At 45.6% G+C, this 16,846-nt stretch carries 15 protein-coding genes and 1 other RNA gene; 9 read left to right on the forward strand and 7 right to left on the reverse strand.

Annotated features, from left to right (window positions below; all coding sequences use genetic code 11):
- Window positions 1-19 precede the first annotated feature (19 nt).
- Window positions 20-502: a 23S rRNA (pseudouridine(1915)-N(3))-methyltransferase RlmH gene (gene rlmH, locus FTT68_RS03710; protein ID WP_005179274.1), complete on the reverse strand. Its 483-nt coding sequence runs from the start codon at window positions 500-502 to the stop codon at window positions 20-22.
- A 152-nt stretch (window positions 503-654) separates the two neighbouring features.
- Between rlmH and FTT68_RS03715 the strand changes: the two genes are divergently transcribed.
- A complete protein-coding gene (locus tag FTT68_RS03715; RefSeq protein ID WP_180056483.1) occupies window positions 655-1,617 on the forward strand; it encodes a M28 family peptidase in 963 nt (320 codons plus the stop codon).
- Window positions 1,618-1,853: 236 nt separating this feature from the next.
- Here FTT68_RS03715 and lon read toward each other — a convergent pair whose 3' ends face one another.
- Both lon and FTT68_RS03725 read right to left on the reverse strand, forming a co-directional pair.
- Window positions 1,854-4,280: an endopeptidase La gene (gene lon, locus FTT68_RS03720; RefSeq protein ID WP_016659256.1), complete on the reverse strand. Its 2,427-nt coding sequence runs from the start codon at window positions 4,278-4,280 to the stop codon at window positions 1,854-1,856.
- 126 nt (window positions 4,281-4,406) lie between these two features.
- Window positions 4,407-5,015 carry a 5-formyltetrahydrofolate cyclo-ligase gene (locus tag FTT68_RS03725; RefSeq protein WP_168399723.1) on the reverse strand — a complete coding sequence of 203 codons (609 nt, stop codon included), beginning with the start codon at window positions 5,013-5,015 and terminating at the stop codon, window positions 4,407-4,409.
- A 274-nt stretch (window positions 5,016-5,289) separates the two neighbouring features.
- Here FTT68_RS03725 and FTT68_RS03730 point away from each other — a divergent pair, with 274 nt between their 5' ends.
- The 3 genes from FTT68_RS03730 (at window position 5,290) to FTT68_RS03740 (ending at window position 8,874) form a co-directional block, all read left to right on the forward strand.
- Window positions 5,290-6,540: a YncE family protein gene (locus tag FTT68_RS03730; RefSeq protein WP_180056485.1), complete on the forward strand. Its 1,251-nt coding sequence runs from the start codon at window positions 5,290-5,292 to the stop codon at window positions 6,538-6,540.
- Between the two features lie 37 nt (window positions 6,541-6,577).
- Complete coding sequence (locus FTT68_RS03735; protein WP_180056487.1) at window positions 6,578-7,075, forward strand: hypothetical protein; 498 nt, start codon at window positions 6,578-6,580, stop codon at window positions 7,073-7,075.
- 215 nt (window positions 7,076-7,290) lie between these two features.
- The gene (locus tag FTT68_RS03740; RefSeq protein WP_373685543.1) at window positions 7,291-8,874 is read left to right on the forward strand and encodes a diguanylate cyclase; all 1,584 of its coding nucleotides are present in this window, start codon (window positions 7,291-7,293) and stop codon (window positions 8,872-8,874) included.
- Between the two features lie 210 nt (window positions 8,875-9,084).
- Here the strand turns inward: FTT68_RS03740 and ssrS are convergent.
- The 3 genes from ssrS to FTT68_RS03755 all read right to left on the reverse strand — a co-directional run bounded on the left by ssrS (window position 9,085) and on the right by FTT68_RS03755 (window position 10,207).
- A non-coding RNA gene (gene ssrS, locus FTT68_RS03745) (6S RNA) lies at window positions 9,085-9,268 on the reverse strand.
- A 97-nt stretch (window positions 9,269-9,365) separates the two neighbouring features.
- Window positions 9,366-9,653, reverse strand: coding sequence for a cell division protein ZapA (locus FTT68_RS03750; RefSeq protein ID WP_005179243.1), 288 nt, complete (start codon window positions 9,651-9,653; stop codon window positions 9,366-9,368).
- A gap of 2 nt (window positions 9,654-9,655) precedes the next feature.
- Window positions 9,656-10,207 carry a hypothetical protein gene (locus tag FTT68_RS03755; RefSeq protein WP_005179239.1) on the reverse strand — a complete coding sequence of 184 codons (552 nt, stop codon included), beginning with the start codon at window positions 10,205-10,207 and terminating at the stop codon, window positions 9,656-9,658.
- Between the two features lie 64 nt (window positions 10,208-10,271).
- Here FTT68_RS03755 and FTT68_RS03760 point away from each other — a divergent pair, with 64 nt between their 5' ends.
- The 5 genes from FTT68_RS03760 (at window position 10,272) to FTT68_RS03780 (ending at window position 15,947) form a co-directional block, all read left to right on the forward strand.
- Window positions 10,272-10,901, forward strand: a complete 630-nt coding sequence (locus FTT68_RS03760; protein WP_180056489.1) for a UPF0149 family protein — start codon at window positions 10,272-10,274, stop codon at window positions 10,899-10,901.
- 47 nt (window positions 10,902-10,948) lie between these two features.
- Window positions 10,949-12,277 carry a Xaa-Pro aminopeptidase gene (gene pepP, locus FTT68_RS03765; RefSeq protein WP_160242954.1) on the forward strand — a complete coding sequence of 443 codons (1,329 nt, stop codon included), beginning with the start codon at window positions 10,949-10,951 and terminating at the stop codon, window positions 12,275-12,277.
- 798 nt (window positions 12,278-13,075) lie between these two features.
- Window positions 13,076-14,284, forward strand: a complete 1,209-nt coding sequence (gene ubiH / locus FTT68_RS03770; protein ID WP_180056491.1) for a 2-octaprenyl-6-methoxyphenyl hydroxylase — start codon at window positions 13,076-13,078, stop codon at window positions 14,282-14,284.
- Entirely contained in the window at window positions 14,281-15,522 is a 1,242-nt protein-coding gene (locus FTT68_RS03775; protein ID WP_180175217.1) for an FAD-dependent monooxygenase, read from the forward strand. The genes ubiH and FTT68_RS03775 overlap by 4 nt, the downstream gene beginning before the upstream one ends.
- Before the next feature lie 176 nt (window positions 15,523-15,698).
- A complete protein-coding gene (locus tag FTT68_RS03780; RefSeq protein ID WP_005179228.1) occupies window positions 15,699-15,947 on the forward strand; it encodes a hypothetical protein in 249 nt (82 codons plus the stop codon).
- Between the two features lie 53 nt (window positions 15,948-16,000).
- Here FTT68_RS03780 and rsmI read toward each other — a convergent pair whose 3' ends face one another.
- Entirely contained in the window at window positions 16,001-16,846 is an 846-nt protein-coding gene (gene rsmI / locus FTT68_RS03785; protein ID WP_104470024.1) for a 16S rRNA (cytidine(1402)-2'-O)-methyltransferase, read from the reverse strand.

The following is a 16,846-nucleotide window of genomic DNA, read 5'->3' on the forward strand; positions in this document are numbered from 1 at the left end:
AACAATGGGTAGGGTTTTCTTAACCCGCCCGATGATAAGGATGATTATGGTTAATGCTCATGGCCCGGTACAGCTGTTCAATCAGCATCACTCGCACCAGTGGATGTGGCAGGGTCAGTTTAGATAAAGACCAGTGCCATGCTGCAGCTTTACGCACCGCTTCAGAATGACCATCCGGGCCGCCAATGGCCAGGGCAATATCATTGCCTTCCAGCATCCAGCCTTTCATGGTTTCAGCCAGTTTTTCGGTGCTGAATTCACGCCCACCCACTTCCAGTGCAATCAGGGTTTCATTGGCTTTCAGAGCATTTAAGATGCTATCACCTTCAATCTGCCGGTATTTTAAAATATCGGCTTCTGAATCATTTTTGCCACGTTTGGCCATCGGCAATTCAATAATCTGGGTTTGTACAAAAGGCTGTATACGTTTGAAATAATCTTCAAAACCAGTCAGTACCCAAGCCGGCATTTTTTGACCAATGGTCAGAATACGGATTTTCATAATAAAACAGGCAAGAAAATGAAAAGTAATTATAACCTTGAAAGCCACTTGTGCAGGAGAAAAGACACAATTTGAAATTGTAATCTGTATGCTGCTGTTGCTTTAATGAGCCACAGGACAATAAAACCTGCTTTTGTATGGAACAATAATAAATGTGGTTATTTCAACAGATTAAAAACGGTTTAGGGATATTGGGTTGTACTTTGCTGCTGGGCTGGATGCAGCCGCTATCCGCCGCCATTTCATTATATGAACCGGCCGATCCACAAAACTTGAAAGTCTATTTGCAGCAGATTATCGGGCCGCCGGGCGTGTACCGTAATCATAAAAATATTGAAGAATTGAACCGGGTTTCGGCTTGGATTAAAGAGCAGATGCGTTTATTCGGCATTCCATGCCAGTACCAGACTTATCCGGTGAATGGAAAAAGTTATCGCAATGTGGTCTGTCATTTAAAGGTTGGCCGTTCAGATCGGGTGATTTTAGGTGCGCATTATGATGTGCATGGCAACCAGAAGGGCGCTGATGACAATGCTTCCGGTGTGGCCGGATTAATTGAAATAGCGCGTATTTTAAGCCAGGAAAAAACCAAGCTGCCGCATAATGTCGAGTTTGTTTTTTATACCCTGCAAGAAGCACCGTATTATCAGACCGAGTTTATGGGCAGTCAGGTACATGCCAAATCTATTTTGGCCGAAAAAGAGCATATTCAGGCAGTCTATGTGCTGGAAATGATTGGCTACTATGATTCGCGTTTAATCCAGCAGTATCCGATGGGGTTAAAATGGATTTATCCAAGTCATGGCAATTATATTGCCGCGATCAGTAATTTTCAGTCCAATGCGCTGGGTGAGCAATACTGTCAGCAGATGCGCCTGTTAGATAAATTGCAGTGTGAACGGCTGGTGATGCCGGCGTTTGTCAGTGCAGTCGGGTTTTCGGATCATCGCAGTTATTGGCAGCATGATATTCCAGCACTGCTGATTACCGATACTTCGCATTATCGTAATCCGAATTATCATACCGAAAAGGATACGCTGGATACTTTAAATGTCACCAAAATGGGCCAGGTGATTGATGGGCTGATTCATCAACTGCTCGGGGCAACGCCATAAGCGGCCATAAAAAACGCAGCCCTGAAATAGAGTAGGACTGCGGTCAAACAGGCCATTCATCTGGAGTTTGAATGGCCATACGATGAGCAGGAATAAAGAAAGAAACTTACAGCAATATGCTCTGTATTATTATAGATGGAGATGAACGGAAATTTTTCAAGTGGAACATTTCATCACCCGAAAACAACAAAAGAGAGCCGAAGCTCTCTTTTGTGGAGAAGATATGAAGGCACCACTTAGTGACGTGCGGCTTTACCTTCTTCTACCGGTTTTACAATCGGTGCTTTCACCAGCGGTTTTGGCATTGAGGTTAATGCCAGCGGTAAAATCTCATCAATGGATTTCACTGCTTTAATTTCCAGACCGTCTTTGACGTTATCCGGAATTTCCGCCAGGTCACGGACGTTTTCCTGTGGAATAAATACCAGTTTAATACCACCACGGTGTGCGGCTAACAGTTTCTCTTTCAAGCCACCAATGCGCATAGCACGACCACGCAAGCTGGTTTCACCGGTCATGGCAATATCCGGACGGATTGGAATACCGGTAAAGGCCGACACCAGCGCGGTAGTCAGCGCCAGACCTGCCGATGGACCATCTTTTGGTGTAGCACCTTCAGGTAAATGCACGTGTACATCGGTTTCAGCAAAGACTGAAGACTCAATGCCCAAAGAGTCGGCACGGGTACGCACCACAGTCATGGCTGCTTTAATCGACTCCTGCATGACATCACCGAGTGAACCGGTGGTAATGAAGGTGCCTTTGCCTTTCATGGTCGCCACTTCAATGGTCAGTAATTCACCGCCCACAGAGGTCCAGGCCAAACCATTTACGCGACCCACTTCTGCTTCTTCTTCCGCCATGCCGAAGTCGAATTTGTGTGGACCCAAGTAGTCTGGCAAGTTGCCCGCGTTGACCTCAACCTGCAGGTTTTTGGCTTTTTTGCTGACCGCTTCTTTGACCACTTTACGTGCAATTTTAGAGACTTCACGTTCCAGGCTACGCACACCGGCTTCACGGGTATAACGACGTACAATGTCACGAATCGCTTCTTCATGTACGGTCAGTTCTTTGCCACGTAAACCGTTATTCTTGATGGCTTTTGGCACCAGATAACGATCGGCGATATTCACTTTTTCTTCTTCGGTATAACCCGGAAGACGAATCACTTCCATACGATCCAGAAGTGCTTCAGGAATATTCATGCTGTTGGCGGTACAGATAAACATCACTTCAGACAGGTCCAGGTCCAGATCTAAATAGTGATCATTGAACTTGTTGTTTTGTGATGGATCGAGTACTTCCAGCATCGCCGAGGCAGGATCGCCACGGTAGTCTTGCGCCATCTTGTCAATTTCGTCGAGCAGGAACAGCGGGTTCTTGACGCCAACTTTGGTTAAAGACTGCACAATTTTACCCGGCATCGCGCCAATATAGGTACGACGGTGACCACGGATTTCCGCTTCATCACGTACGCCGCCTAGCGCCATGCGCACAAATTCACGGCCAGTGGCTTTGGCAATTGATTCACCCAAAGAGGTTTTACCAACACCTGGAGGACCTACCAGACACAGAATCGGGCCACGCAGTTTTTTCACGCGTGATTGAACTGCCAGATATTCCACAATGCGTTCTTTGACTTCGTCCAGACCATAATGATCGGCATCCAGAATTTCCTGAGCTTTGTTCAGGTTAATGCTGACTTTGCTGGCCTTGTTCCACGGCGTATCCAGAATTACTTCAAGATAGTTACGGACCACAGCCGCTTCACTTGATGCCGGTTGCATGGCTTTTAACTTGCGCAGTTCAGACTCGGCTTTTTTACGCACGTGTTCCGGTAAATCGGCTTCGGCCAAACGTTTTTCAATTTCCGCAACGTCATCTTCCGCACCGCCATTCATATCGGAAAGTTCGCGCTGAATGACTTTCATTTTTTCATTCAGGAAGTATTCGCGCTGGTTTTTTTCCATCTGGCGTTTGACAGAATCATGCAGGGTTTGCTCAATCTGCTGTTCTTCAGACTGTTGCAGCAAATAGGTCATGAGTTCCTGTAAATGCGCTTCAAATTCATCGTGTTCCAGGAATTTCTGTTTCACTTCGATATTCAATGGAACGCGGGTCGCCACAAAAAACAGCAATTGCAGCAGGTCATCAATTTTGTTGACCGCAGCAATCAGTTCACGCGCATTACGTAATTTTGCTTCGGCATATTGTGCAAACAGGGCACGCAATTCGAGCACACGTGTGGCCTGAACCTCACTGTCTACCGCAACCGTCATTGGGCTTAACTGATGTTCTGCTTTTAGATGGTCCTCTTCTTCGATAATTTCGACCAGCTTCGAGCGATGTAGACCTTCAATCAGGACTTTGATGCAGTTCTCATCATTTTCGTGATTCACAACTTGCACAATCTTCGCGACAGTACCGTATTGATATAAATTGTCGTGATCAATTTCTTCTGTAAGCGAATCTTTTTGCGCAACTACAAATACTAGATTGTCACTGTTACGAGCCACATCAACTGCATTGATCGATTTTTCACGACCTACAAATAGCGCAATTTGCATGTGCGGATAAACCACCACGTCACGTAGCGCTAAAAGCGGTAATACACTTGGAACCTGAGGCTCTAAGGTTTGTTCATTCATAATAATTTCAGACATGGGCACTCCTAATGAGTGACAACGGTGTTGCCATGTTTTTTATAGTGATGGGTAATTTAAAAATTACAAGGGCCGAAGTCTATAAATTGTTGGAAATTTAGCTAAGTTGATGATTTTAATTCATTGTTAATGATTATAAATCGCAAACTTGCGCTGAAAAGAATACTGGAAATGTGGACTGATCAGGGCATCTAACGGCTGATCCCAGGCCTCACGCGCCAAAGGGACATCCACAATCTGGAAATCATGACACAGCCCGACCCGCAGCGGTGTGGTCGGGGCGCTGGCCAGCGTTTTATCATAATAGCCGCCGCCCATCCCAATCCGGGTTCCGCGTCGGTCACAGGCCAGTAAAGGCATCAAGAGCAGATCAAGTTCGGAGACATGCTGGCCACGACTGGCCATCGGTTCCTGCATACCCAAACGATGGTAGGCAAAGCGTTTATTACGATATTGACCTTGCTGGATACGCACCCAGACCAGCCGGTCATTCATATTACAGATCATTGGTAAATACACCTGTTTACCTTGGGCAAAACAGAGTTCAATGATTTTAGTGGTATGAATTTCACCAAAGGCATGTAAATACACGCCAATTTTCTGAGCCTGCCGATACGCCGGCCATGCACGTAACCGCTGCAATACCTGCTGCTCAGCCTGACGTTGCTGAAAGCGGTTTAACTGGCGGCGTTGTTTGCGCAGCTGTTTACGGAGCTGGATCAGGTCGTGGGTCACAGAGCAGGGCATAAAAACAAGTGGTGCCCGCAGTTTAATCCTTTCTGCACAACTTGCAAAGGGAGCAGGACCGTTACAGATTTTCACTAATAAGATGTATTGCAAAAACCGGAGCTTATTGATGCTCGATCTGCAAGATCAAATGGGCTTCCGTCGGATTTTACAGCAAGCGGATAGATTTCTAGGGCCTGTTGTCTTTATGCTGATGCAGTGTTGATACGTGAGTATGACAAGAACAAATTAAAAATGAACACATGGTTAGGAAAACAATAACATGGACTATAAAAATACCCTGCGTAAATATCTGCTGCCGGCCGTTTGTGCTGTCACGGCACTCAGCGCCAACGTTGCTCAGGCAGCCTCTACAGAAATGCCTGCACCGGCCAATTCCAAACAGGTTTTCTTTGTGGGCAATAACTGGGATGGAACGGTCACAGTGATTCGTCCTTCCGGTGATTTTGGCAAGATTGGGGTGGTGAATATGATTCCGGACCGCAAACAGCGGCTGCTGGAAATTCATTTAAATCCAATCAAGCTAATTGCCTATACCTACATTCAGCAAACTGCGGGCGAGGGCAATGACCAGCTGGTCGATGATATGTACTCCACACCAGATGGCCAGTCAATTGTGGCCTCGCGGCCAAGCTTTGCCGATGTGGTGTCAATTAATATCAAAACCGGAAAAATTAACTGGCGCACACCGGTAGAAGGCTTCCGTGCGGATCATATGGCGGTATCACCAGATGGTCAGCGTGTGGCGGTGTCAGCTTCTTCTGGTAATGTGGTGCATGTCTTGGACATTCATACCGGTAAAGAGCTGGGCCGTTTTGCAACGGGCGATAAGCCCCATGAAAACATCTATTTTGCCAATGGCAGCAAAATTCTGAACTCGGCGATTGGGAATGTGGAAACCTCACTCGATGCACAGTGGCAGGATTTCACCAAGGGCAAACGCTATATTACCATCGCCGATGCCAATACCTATAAGGTGCTGAAAAAAATTGATTTGCGTCTGGCTTTAGATGCTTTTGGACGTAAAGACCTGTCGAACTCGGTACGTCCGATGGTGTTCAGTAAAGATGAAAGCAAGCTCTATGCGCAGGTATCTTTCTTTAATGGTCTGGTCGAATATGATTTAAATCAGGACAAGATTACTCGCATCGCCCAGCTGCCGGGCAGTAGCACTATTCCTAAAGACCGGACCAAATGGGTCAATGACTCGCGCCATCATGGTTTATCCATTAGTGCCGATGGGGAAAAGCTCTGTGTGGCAGGCACCATGGATGACTATGCCACTATTGTGGATCGGCGCACCTTACAGGCCACTCAGCTCATTCCGGCCGGTAAACCGTATTGGGCTACGCGCAGTCCAGATGGCAAAAGCTGTGTAATTTCAGAAAGTGAAACCGATGTGGTCACGGTGATTGACTTCGCTACAGGAGAAAAAGTCCGCAGTGTGCCAGTGGGGAACCATCCGCAACGGGTTCGTATTGGTTATGTGCCAGCCGACTGGTCGACACCTTAATGGTTGAGCTGTGGGGACAAATCAGACAGCAGCAGGAATGCGCTGGCTGATTCTGCCCGTTGATATGCCTATGAAAAAATTCAATCTTGGATTGTGGCTTGGAATTGGCCTGTTGGTGTTGTTAACCGGATTGATCTTGTGGTTTTTCCGGCCAGCATCGCAACAGGCTGTTGCTGAAGCAGAGCTAGTTGCATCACCTGTTTCCGCTGTGAGTACAGTAGAAGGTGTAAGTCAGGTAGAGCCGAATGTTTCTGAATCGGTAGCGGATACCCGTGCAAAGCATTCACCTGAATTGTTGGCACGCCGTGAGCAGTTATATCGGCAATTTGCTGAAATCAGTACTGGCTTCGGGCAGGGGCAAAAGCCGGAGTTGCGCGCCGTTAGTCAATTGCTGGCAGAGCAGAAAGCGCTGGTGGCAGCAAACGTTGTGCAAAAACCAGAAGCCATCAGCCTGCTGGATTTTTTACAGCAGATATTACCTGAAATGAGTCATGAAATTGAGCAGAATAAAAGGGAAATTGAAGGGATTAAATAGCAAGAAAAGTTAAATATTTATTAAGATGGTAATAGAGATAAGATTAAGACTTTTCAACCGCACCACAGCATCTCTCATCTTCCGCAAGAGCAGCGTGGCTATTTGTTAGTACAACTAAAAATGGTCAAATTAAAACCTTAATTTTAGATATCAAAATATAAAATTATGATAAAGTGATACATATCACGCTTTTGTCTGGTTTGGGGTTAGTGTTGCTGAAGCGTTTACTTTTATCACTAAGGCTAAATCTGCGTAAACTGATTCTGTACTCGACCATTTTAAGTGTGTCGGGCTTATTCGTGGTGAGCTTGTTTATTTTGAATTATGTGATTAAAGATCAGTTAATTCAAAACTCGCTATCGGTAAATGAAAAATATGCAGAAAAAATAGCGGTCAGCGCCAACCAGCACTTTAGTGACATGCTTAAAGAGCTGGAATATAGTGCCAAACAATTAGAACAGGATATTGATAATCCGGAATTAATATATGCCGAAGTGAAGCGGCTCAAATATCAGTCAGATAATTTTAACAGCATTTTACTGGTCGATCCTCAACAGCAGATGCTGGCCTATGCACCCAAAAGTTTAGCTTTAAGTTTTCAACAAACCTATAGCACGCCTGGAATTATTGAGTCCTTACAGCAGAAAAAAACCTATATTTCATCGCCTTACTGGTCGGTAAATGGCAATCTGGTCATTCTGATGTCTCAGCCTATTTATAATGGCAAAGATAATTATTTAGGGATGATCAGTGGTTCGATTTATTTACAACGGAAAAATTTATTAAATACAATGCTTAATACGCAATATGACTATAAAAAAAGTTATATGTATGTGATTGATCAACATAACCGTATTATTTTCCATCCAGATAAAAATCGCATCGGTGAAAAAATTATCAACAATACGGGTTTAGACTTTATTAATCAGCATAAAAATGGCTCAATCCGTTTAAAAAATAGTTTAGGTATAGATAATTTGGCAGGTTTTGCACATATTCCAAGTGTAAATTGGATAGTGGTTTCTCAACAACCGACAGAGGATTTACTTGCACAAGCGAATACGCTGATTTTAAAAGTATCGATTGGAATCTTCATTTTCTACTTTTTTATTTTTTTATTGATTTGGTATATCTCAAGCTTTATTTCTTCACCTTTGAACCGCTTAGCTCGTATGGCAAGTATGCTTAATCATGCGGACATTGAAAATAAAATTAAAGAAGTTGATCCATGGTATTTCGAGGTTTTAAAGTTTAGAACCTCATTATTAATGAGTTCGGAAACCTTTAGTCATCGGATTGCGGAGTTAAAACATCATGTCAATACGGACCCATTGACAGGTTTATACAACCGTCGTGGTATGCAATTATTTTTAAATGAACTGCTAGAGACTCGTACCGAATTTGCAGTATTAGCCATTGATATTGATTTTTTTAAGAAAATTAATGATCAGTACGGGCATGATCAGGGTGATGTGGTACTTAAAACGCTCGCGCAACTAATGCTAACTAATTTTAGGGAACAGGATATTTGCTGTCGTAGTGGCGGTGAAGAATTTCTGGTTTTAATGACGACTGCAGATGCAAGTGTGGCGTATAAAGCTGCAGAGCGGCTTAGAAAAACCATGCAGGAAACTACGATTAATCAGATGGGGCAAATCACGATTTCTATTGGCATCGCGTTCTGGCCAAAAGATGCCGTCGATGTGGCTGCAGTACTAAAAATTGCAGATAATAAACTTTATGAAGCAAAACATAGTGGGCGGAATTGCATCCGTTCTACAGTCAAGTCGTCTGCTTAAAAATTTTGCTGAACTGCAATCTTGTGAAGATGTTAATCAAATCGATCTTACTGATTTAATTCGGGATGGCGTTCTTTTAAGATGGGTTGTATCTACAAGAGGGCTTAACGGTTAGTTGGAAGCTTTAAAAGATAAGAACGAGGGAATAATTACTTATAAAAAAAGAGGAAATATAGAAATTCTGAGGGCTGAATAGAGGATCAATCAGCTAAACCCTCCGATGGTGCCGCTGCATGTGTCGTTACCCTGAACCCGATGAGTTCAAGGTGGACGCGACGTATACTTGCTGGGCTTCCCACTCAGGGTGGGCATGCACTCTAAATATACAGAACGCAATCCATAAGTTTAAGTATCGGCAGGGGAATAGACCTGCTGGCGAACACCTCAGAGTTAGACTCAGTATAAAGGATTCAGCTTTAGACGCAAACCTATCGGCCTACAGAACTGTAAATTTAAGTGTCATTTGCACAGGCTTTATGCAAGTCAAAGCCTTATTCGGTCAGTGTTTCGACTTCTTCCAGAATTGTGGCCAGCAAGCGTTCACAATGGGCATATTCCTGCAGGGACTTGTTCATTGACAGCACTTCCTGCATCAGCTCTAAAGCCACCATAATAATCAGCTTGCTTGGTTCCATGCGTGGTGCTTTACGACGGAATTCATCATATTTTTCATTCAGTAATTCTGCTGCACGTTCCAGATCCGCCCGTTTTTCAAGAGTCGTGGCCAGCTTGAAACTGTGTCCTAAAACACGTAAATCTACAGGAATTTGTTCACTCATGCTTAAGCTTCCTCGCTGACATCAGTTGGATGGGCCAATTGCTGAATTTCCTGGGCATTCTGGTCTTGTGCAGTTCCTAAAATGGCCAGACGCTGAATAATTGCCTCGACTTTGGCTTTGGCATGCTCATTCTTCTGCAATAAACGCTCACGTTCTTGCTGCAAAGATTGCACATTCTGCAAAGTCTGACGCTGTTCATTCTGCAGTTTTTCTTTAATGACGCGTAGCTCGTTACGTTCGGCCAGCAATTCCTGAAAGCGGTTTTTGAGATCGGTGCAGCTTTTTTCCAGACGGCTATAACGGTCCGCCAATGCGGTCGCATCCTGATTTAACTGCTGAAATTGGGCCTGACTGGTGCTGAGCTGTTCACTTAAAGACTCAATTTCTTCTTGTTTTTGGGTAATCACCCCATTTCTTTGCACAATTTGTGCATGATGCTGCTCTTCAGCCTGTTGCTTGGCTTCAGCTAAAGATTGAGTTTCACTCTCATAATGCGCAAGTCGTGTTTTTAAAACACCAATATGCGCCTGTAGACGCTGTAATTCTTCTAACATATCGTGGTCGCACAGTCTTGCAAACAAAGGTAATATATACGAAGTATAGAGATTGGATAAGCGAATGCAAGACGATATTTCAGGTTGGTCCGAATGGTACCGCAATTTTTCTATGATTGAAGAAATTTCAAGTCCAAGTGAGTTACATGGTTTACTGACCGGTATAGTTTGTGTGACAAATGCACCAACTGAAGCCGAGTGGCAACAGATTCTGGCAACCCTGAATGTGCCCGAACTCAGCCCGGAAGCGCTGGATATTTTAACCGGTGAAGCGGAAGATGTAGCGCATGCTTTATCTGAAGATGAACTGGATTATCTGCCCCTGTTACCGGATGATGAACACGTATTACAAGAGCGGGTACAGGCGCTGGCTGACTGGTGTGCCGGCGTGGTACTGGGCTTTGGCCTGGCGTCCGGACATATCCGCAGCGATGAGCTGGAGCTGATTGAACATCTGCAAGATGTGGCAGCAGTCGAGTTTGAAGACTCGGACAATGACGAAGAAGGCGAAGAAAGCTATCAGGAATTATATGAATTTGTCCGCCTGATTCCGGTCAGCCTGTCGGTTGGCCGCAAGAAAATAGCGGTTGATGAAAGTTCTTTGTTACAAAACGTACATGCCAAGGCACGTCAGGTGGCTGCGCCAGAAAGTGGCAGTATTGTTGAAATGTTTACCCCACATCGTCCGAGCTGATTCGGGCGATACCATCCTCCCTTTATTTAGGCTGCGAAGAAAAATTAATGAAGAAACTGACCCAGGTAGAATTTAAAGAACGTCGTGACCGTCTGGCTGAACTGATGGGACCACACAGTATTGCCATTATTGCCACCAGTCCGGTGGCCATGCGTAACCGGGATGCTGACTATAAATATCGAACGGACAGCAGTTTCTTCTACTTGACCGGCTTTGCAGAACCTGAAGCGGTCGCGGTCATTGAAACCTATGAATCTATAGATGAAGGCTATACCTATAGCCTGTTTTGCCGCGAACGTAACCGGGAGATGGAAATCTGGAATGGCTATCGCGCCGGTATTGATGGCGCCATTGAACAGTATGAGGCCGATGAAGCCTATGCCATTGACCTGCTCGATGAAGAAATTCTGGAAAAACTGCTGGATAAAAACCAGCTCTTTTACCGTATTGGACAGAATGCCGAATTTGATGCGCGGGTGGCCAAATGGATTGCAGCTGCCAATGGCGAAAGCCGCCGTGGTACCTCGGCACCAGCGCAGGTGGTGCAGCTCGACCGGCTGGTCGATGAAATGCGTTTGCACAAAGACACCAAAGAGCTGGAACTGATGCAAATTGCCGCAGATATTTCTGCCGAAGCACATACCCGGGCCATGCAAACGGTACGCCCCGGCATGATGGAATATGCGCTGGAAGCCGAACTGAATTATGTGTTTGGCCGAAATGGCTGTGTTCCATCCTATAACAGTATTGTCGGTGGTGGTGAAAATGCCTGCATTCTGCACTATGTAGAGAACGACAAAGAACTGAAAGATGGCGATTTGGTGTTAATTGATGCCGCCTGTGAATATCAGTTCTATGCTTCAGATATTACCCGGACCTTTCCGGTGAATGGCAAATTCAGCCCCGAGCAAAAAGCGCTGTATAACCTTGTACTAGATGCTCAGCTTGCAGCAATTAATGCCGTACAGATTGGCAACTCCTATAAAGAACCGCATTATGTTGCGGTACGTATTCTGGTGCAGGGCCTGCTTGATTTAGGCATTATGCAGGGTGATCTGGACGAGATTATTGCGTCAGAAAGCTATCGTCAGTTCTATATGCATGGTACAGGCCACTGGCTGGGCATGGATGTGCATGATGTCGGAACTTATAAGGTTGATGGCGAATGGCGTGCTTATGAAGCCGGTATGGTGGTTACGGTTGAGCCGGGTCTATACATTGCCCCGGATGATGAAACGGTAGATCCAAAATGGCGTGGCATTGGCATCCGGATTGAAGATGATATTGTCGCGACCAAAAATGGACCACTGAACTTAACTGCGAAAGTAGTGAAAACTGTAGACGAGATTGAAGCGTTGATGGCTGCGACCAAATAAAAGCCGTACAGCTCAAAAGCCGGTCAGAAAATCGGCTTTTTTGATTTTGAATTAGCGTTAATGGATTAAATAGAGATAGACATCCAGACTAATGAACGAAAATATGCCAAACCCATTTAAAAATATTGCCAACGCTATGAGGAAATACATAGCCTAAAACAAAACAGCAAATGACTGTAAAAATTACAATATGGGCTGAGCTTATTGTAAGGCTGAGATAGAGGGATGAAAAAATTGCTAACCCTAAACCCAAAAAAATCCCGGCGACAGCGTAGTAAAATGCCGTAATAAAACGTTCAGTATGATCCATTTATTATCCTAACATTCTAATTATTTTAAGAAATTATAGTATAGCTTTTAGATTGAATAATAGAAGACTTAACTTGCGGCCGGAAAGCCATGAAACATCCATTGTATGCCCCACAACAGAACCAAGATTAAAACGACTAAAAAGATAAGTTCTAATTTCTTCATGTTTTAAATTTTCTACAATGAATAGCATACAGCTGATACGAATTCTTTAATTTATTTTATCTACGTTAGGGCTGTCGCTTGCTCAGCTTAAGTCTAGCGCTCCAGGTTTTGTATAGATGTTATATTGCATACCATTCCAGTGTCATCTTATGGAATAACATCTTTTAAACGGGATTTATGGTCAGAACACGCAAGCGCTGAAGCTCAGAAATTCCAGCCATCCACACGAATCATTATAAAAATCCAATCCCTTGATGTAATATAAAATCAATCATGATTAAGATGTATCTAAACTTTTGAGATACCACAAATAAGGATTCAAGCATGCAACAAGAAGTCATCATCGTGGGCGGCGGTATGGTGGGGCTGAGTTTGGCGCTCATGTTGGCCAAAGCCAATATTGCGGTCAAACTGCTCGAAGCAATTCAATACCCGAATTATGATGATGCCAATCTTGCCCCGTATCACTCCAGTTTTGATGCCCGAAACAGTGCGCTGTCGCGTCGTAGCGTACAGATTTATCAGGAACTGGGCCTATGGGATGCCTTGCAGGAACATGCTGTCCCGATTCTGGAAGTGCACATTACCGAGCAGGGCAGTTTTGGGAAAGCGCGTCTGCAAGCCGAACAGGAAAAAGTCGAAAGTTTTGGACAGGTGATTGAAAATGCCTGGTTAGGCCGGGTGTTATTGACTCAGGTGCGCGCTGAACCTTTAATTGAACTGATTGATGGGGTAAAAGTCACCTCGCTGACCCAAGATACAGATCTGGCTTATCTGGAAGCGCAGCGTGGAAGTGAAGTCTTAAAACTGCAATCCAAACTGGTGATTGCTGCCGATGGCCGCGATTCATTCTGCCGTAAAGCCCTAGGCATTGGGGTGGATGAACATGATTATGATCAGGTCGCCATTGTAACCACCGTACAAACCTCTAAACCACACAATCATGTCGGTTTTGAGCGTTTCAGTCCTTTAGGTCCGCTGGCGTTATTGCCTTTGCCGGGCGAATATCGTCGTTCGGTGGTCTGGCCGGTGAAAAAAGGCACGGAACATGAATGGCTGGGTGAAGACAATGACCAGCATTTCCTTAATGCCTTGCAGCAGACTTATGGCGATCGGGCTGGAAAATTCCAGAAAACCGGGCGCCGTTTTAGCTTCCCGCTCTCGCAAGTGCTGGCAGAAAAACAGGCTGTGGGCCGAGTAGTACTGATGGGCAATGCGGCACATACTATTCACCCAGTGGCTGGACAGGGCTTTAACCTGTGTATGCGCGATGCTTATGTGTTGGTGCGTTATTTAAAAGAACAGCTGGCTCAACAGGCCGATTTGGGCGATGCCGCCATGCTGCAAGATTATGAAAAATCCCGTCTGACCGATCAGCAGCGCGTGATCAAATTCTGTGACAGCGTGGTGCGTGGCTTTAGTAACCAGAATCCGGTGCTGAAACTGCTCAGAAATACCGGTCTGATTGCCTTTGATACCATTCCGGGAATTAAACCACTTGTTGCCAACTATGCCATGGGACTAAAAGCATGAACCAGACAGCACACGTATTAGATGCCGTTATTGTGGGTGGTGGTTTGGTCGGTGGCTTAACTGCATTATTACTGGCCCAAGGTGGGGTGCAAGCCACGGTGCTGGATGCCGCCCCAATTCTGGATGCAGAAAAAACCTTAAGTATGGCCAATCCGCGCGTACTGGCTTTAAGTCAGGCCACCATCCATCTGCTAAAAACCGTCGGTGTTTGGGACAGACTGGCGCGTCAGCAGTCTTATACTGGCATGCAGGTCTGGAATAAAAATGGCTATGGCGAAATCAATTTTGGTCAGCCGGCAGAAAAAACACCCGGAGTAGACCAGGCGCTGGGTTCGATGGTGGAGCCCAGCATTTTAAATCTGGCCATTCAGCAAACCATGCTGACGCAGATTCAGGATTATCGTACCCAGGTCAAAGTGACCCGGATTGAGCAGGGCATTGGCGTCTGGCATATTTTCCTGGCCGATGGCACAAAACTGACGACCACACTGTTAATTGGCGCAGATGGGGCCAATTCCTTTGTCCGCGAACAGGCCTTTATTGATCTGGATGTGCTGGATTATCAGCAGGCAGGCATCAGTTGTGCCATCCGAACTGCCCAGCCGCATCAGCATGTGGCGCGCCAGATTTTTCTGGAAACCGGTCCGCTGGCATACCTGCCGATGAGCAGCCTCAAGCCTGAACAGGATGGCCATTGGCAATCTATTGTCTGGACGCTACCAGAGGATTATGCAGAAGAATATACTGCATTATCCGATCAGGAATTTACCCAGCTGTTGACCCGTGAAAGCCATCATATGTTGGGTGAAGTACTGGAAGCTACACCACGTGCCCGTTTCCCTTTAAAAGCCCGTGCTGCGCAGCACTATGTCGAGCCGGGACTGGCACTCATTGGCGATGCGGCGCATGTGATTCATCCACTGGCCGGGCAGGGCGTCAATATTGGCTGTCTGGATGCCGCAGTCTTGTGTGATGTTCTGCTGCATGACCGGGCACGTGGGGTCTGGGCGCATGAGCAGACCTTGAAGCGTTATGAGCATCGTCGTAAAGGTCAAAATGATGCAATGATGCACAGCATGTCTGCAATAGGCTGGCTGGAAACCACCCAGTTATTCCCGCTGGTCTGGGGACGTAATTTTGGCTTGAAGCAGGTTGAACAGCTGCCGGTGTTAAAGGATGCTTTTATGGCGCAGGCCAATGGTTTGCATCTGCTGAAAGACACGCGGTATGCGGTCTAGCTAGAAATAGTTATTTTTTAAACATTCATTAATACATGATTACGAATTTGGTTAAAAAAGACACGATTTTTTTGTCTTTACCTCTAGGCGAAAGGCGCAGAGATTGATAAATTTCTTCCTAATTGCATGACAACGTTCACCAGGACTCAATTGAGGTCATTTGCGGGGAGATTAAAATGACGGATATGAACGATTATGATGATGTAGAAGATACCACCGTCGATGACGATGAGGCAAAAGCGGCTGAAAAAGGTGCACTGGACAGCGAAGATGCCGTAAACGATGGTGATGTGGCGGAAGCAGAAACCTTAACCGTAACCGCTAAACAGAAGCAACGCCAAGCGTTAGAAGATGAAATTGCGGCCTTCTTGGCACGTGGGGGAAAAATTACTGAAGTCCCACCAGATGAGGCTGCACGCCAATAAGAAAAAAGCATCACTCCGGTGATGCTTTTTTTATTGCGAATCAACAGCCAGAATCAGTCATCATTGTTCTGGTTCAGTTCCAGCGCACGCTGATAGGCCACTTTTTTCTTGATTCCGGTTAAATCGGCGGCCAGTTGTGACGCTGCTTTCACCGATAAATCCTGCAATAGTCGGGTCAGCAGCTGATCCAGCTTTTCCTGCTCCAGATCTTTTTCCGCGGTTGCACCACCAACCACCAGTACAATTTCACCTTTTTGCTGATGATGATCAGCTTCAATAAAACTGACCAGCTCACCCAGTGTCATCTTCTTGATGGTTTCAAAGGTTTTGGTAATTTCACGGGCAAAACCGACCGGGCGCTCGGCCCCGAAAATATTGGCCATATCTTTAACGCTGTCCAGAATCCGGTGTGGCGCTTCATAAAAAATCAGGGTCGCAGTCTGGTCTTTAAGTTTTTCCAGACTCAAGATACGCTGTGACTGTTTTGACGGTAAAAAGCCTTCAAAGCTAAAGCGGTCACTCGGTAAACCAACCGCACTCAGCGCTGCAATTGCGGCACAGGCTCCCGGAACCGGAATCACCCGGATATTGTGTTCTTGGGCGGCGCGGACCAGTTTAAAACCGGGGTCGCTAATTAGCGGAGTACCGGCATCACTAATCAGGGCCATATTTTCGCCGTTCAGCAGGCGCTGAACCAATATATCAATTTTGTTACTTTCATTATGTTCATGGCACGCCGTTAACGGAGTTGATATATTATAGTGCTTTAATAATTGAGCGGAGGTCCGAGTATCCTCTGCCGCAATAATATTTACAGACTTTAGAACATCAATCGCCCGATAGGTCATGTCGTCTAAGTGCCCAATTGGGGTGGCTACAACAAATAACTGAGCACTCAT

The sequence above is a fragment of the Acinetobacter sp. Q85-2 genome (assembly GCF_013420555.1).
GTDB lineage: Bacteria > Pseudomonadota > Gammaproteobacteria > Pseudomonadales > Moraxellaceae > Acinetobacter > Acinetobacter indicus.

What these genes read in the sequence shown, in the direction of transcription:
- FTT68_RS03775 (WP_180175217.1), top strand. Translation starts at nt 14,281, where the DNA reads ATGAACCAGACAGCACACGTATTAGATGCCGTTATTGTGGGTGGTGGT.
- FTT68_RS03755 (WP_005179239.1), bottom strand. Translation starts at nt 10,207, where the DNA reads ATGTTAGAAGAATTACAGCGTCTACAGGCGCATATTGGTGTTTTAAAA.
- rsmI (WP_104470024.1), bottom strand. Translation starts at nt 16,846, where the DNA reads ATGAGTGCTCAGTTATTTGTTGTAGCCACCCCAATTGGGCACTTAGAC.
- pepP (WP_160242954.1), top strand. Translation starts at nt 10,949, where the DNA reads ATGAAGAAACTGACCCAGGTAGAATTTAAAGAACGTCGTGACCGTCTG.
- FTT68_RS03715 (WP_180056483.1), top strand. Translation starts at nt 655, where the DNA reads ATGTGGTTATTTCAACAGATTAAAAACGGTTTAGGGATATTGGGTTGT.
- FTT68_RS03735 (WP_180056487.1), top strand. Translation starts at nt 6,578, where the DNA reads ATGCGCTGGCTGATTCTGCCCGTTGATATGCCTATGAAAAAATTCAAT.
- FTT68_RS03760 (WP_180056489.1), top strand. Translation starts at nt 10,272, where the DNA reads ATGCAAGACGATATTTCAGGTTGGTCCGAATGGTACCGCAATTTTTCT.
- FTT68_RS03730 (WP_180056485.1), top strand. Translation starts at nt 5,290, where the DNA reads ATGGACTATAAAAATACCCTGCGTAAATATCTGCTGCCGGCCGTTTGT.
- lon (WP_016659256.1), bottom strand. Translation starts at nt 4,280, where the DNA reads ATGTCTGAAATTATTATGAATGAACAAACCTTAGAGCCTCAGGTTCCA.
- ubiH (WP_180056491.1), top strand. Translation starts at nt 13,076, where the DNA reads ATGCAACAAGAAGTCATCATCGTGGGCGGCGGTATGGTGGGGCTGAGT.
- rlmH (WP_005179274.1), bottom strand. Translation starts at nt 502, where the DNA reads ATGAAAATCCGTATTCTGACCATTGGTCAAAAAATGCCGGCTTGGGTA.
- FTT68_RS03750 (WP_005179243.1), bottom strand. Translation starts at nt 9,653, where the DNA reads ATGAGTGAACAAATTCCTGTAGATTTACGTGTTTTAGGACACAGTTTC.
- FTT68_RS03780 (WP_005179228.1), top strand. Translation starts at nt 15,699, where the DNA reads ATGACGGATATGAACGATTATGATGATGTAGAAGATACCACCGTCGAT.